The following is a 1,183-nucleotide window of genomic DNA, read 5'->3' on the forward strand; positions in this document are numbered from 1 at the left end:
GTCAGGCGAGTTTCTACCAGAACTCGCCTGACTCAACCTGCTCACGTAATCTTGGTCGATGTGGATTTGGATCTCGTGACGACCACAACAGCAATTCGTCGAGATCTGGCAGTTCATACCCGAGATCCAGCATCAGGTACAGCTGGACTAGGTGTGCGTGACGTTCGAGCGCATGAGAACACCGACGACGTGGAAGACGCGTCGACGACGCGGCCGCGTCGTCGTCGCTCCCCTGCCGCTTTGCGTCTAATTTGCGGAGTTCATCCACGATAACGCGGCTCATCAGCAGCGAGAGCGCCGCTACGATGATCAGCGCTTCGATGATGTAGGGATCTGTCGTATTGATCTCATCGAGACCGAAGCGCGATTTGAGTTCCTTGAACAGCAGCTCAATCTCCCAGCGCGCCCGATAGAGCTGTGCGATATCGGGCGCGTGGTAGTTGTCTCTGGCAAGATTCGTTAGGTAGAGATGGTACTCATCGCTGTCCTCGTTGAGCACACCGACGAGTCGGAACGTTCGGGTCGTGCTGACGCCCGACCCTCGCTTGCGGTCGAATGAGAGGGTAATCCGAGCGTCGATCTCCTGTCGCTGCAGGTCGTCGAGGACGTCCTGCAGCGACTCGCCTTTGAGTGGAATACTGTTTCCCCGCCATGTGCGAAGCTCTTCGACGATCTCGAAGTTTGCGTCATCTTTGACCCGTGAGACGAACCAGCCGTCGTTTTGGTCGATACGGTCGAACAACCAGAAGTCGTAGAAGCCGAGATCGAGTAAGACGAGTGCGCCAGCTACCCACTCGCCGGTGGGTAGCTGGCTCCGTTCCTGCGTTTTGGCGTCAGTCGTTTGAAAACGCGTAGGAAGTCCGGTTGAGAGTGATTCTGTGAGGTGAAGCTTCACGCCAGCTTGATCTTCGCCAGTCGCTGCGTAGACGTCTGTAGCGTCTTGGTAGAGTGTGATGATAGAAGCGTCAACAATGAGGACGTCTCGAAAGCGTTCGAGACGTCCGCTGAGGTCGGTTTGTCCCGGTTCGAGATTCTCGATGGCGTCATCGAGAATCTCTCGCAGGAGTGCAACGAACGCGGGTGAAAACCAGCCGTGGAAGGTTGGATAAGCGAGTTCGTCACAGTCAGCCATTTCGACAAACCGTTCGAGAAATGCCTGAATAGAGCGATCTGATCCAGCAGC

1 protein-coding gene is annotated in these 1,183 nt (G+C 55.9%); it reads right to left on the reverse strand.

What is annotated here, in order from left to right:
- Positions 1-13: 13 nt before the first annotated feature.
- On the reverse strand, positions 14-1,183 hold a 1,170-nt coding region (locus tag Z052_RS05990), incomplete at its 5' end, for an IS4-like element ISH30 family transposase (protein ID WP_099288907.1).

Origin of the sequence: Halorubrum sp. C191, from assembly GCF_002727095.1 — an archaeon.
GTDB lineage: Archaea > Halobacteriota > Halobacteria > Halobacteriales > Haloferacaceae > Halorubrum > Halorubrum ezzemoulense.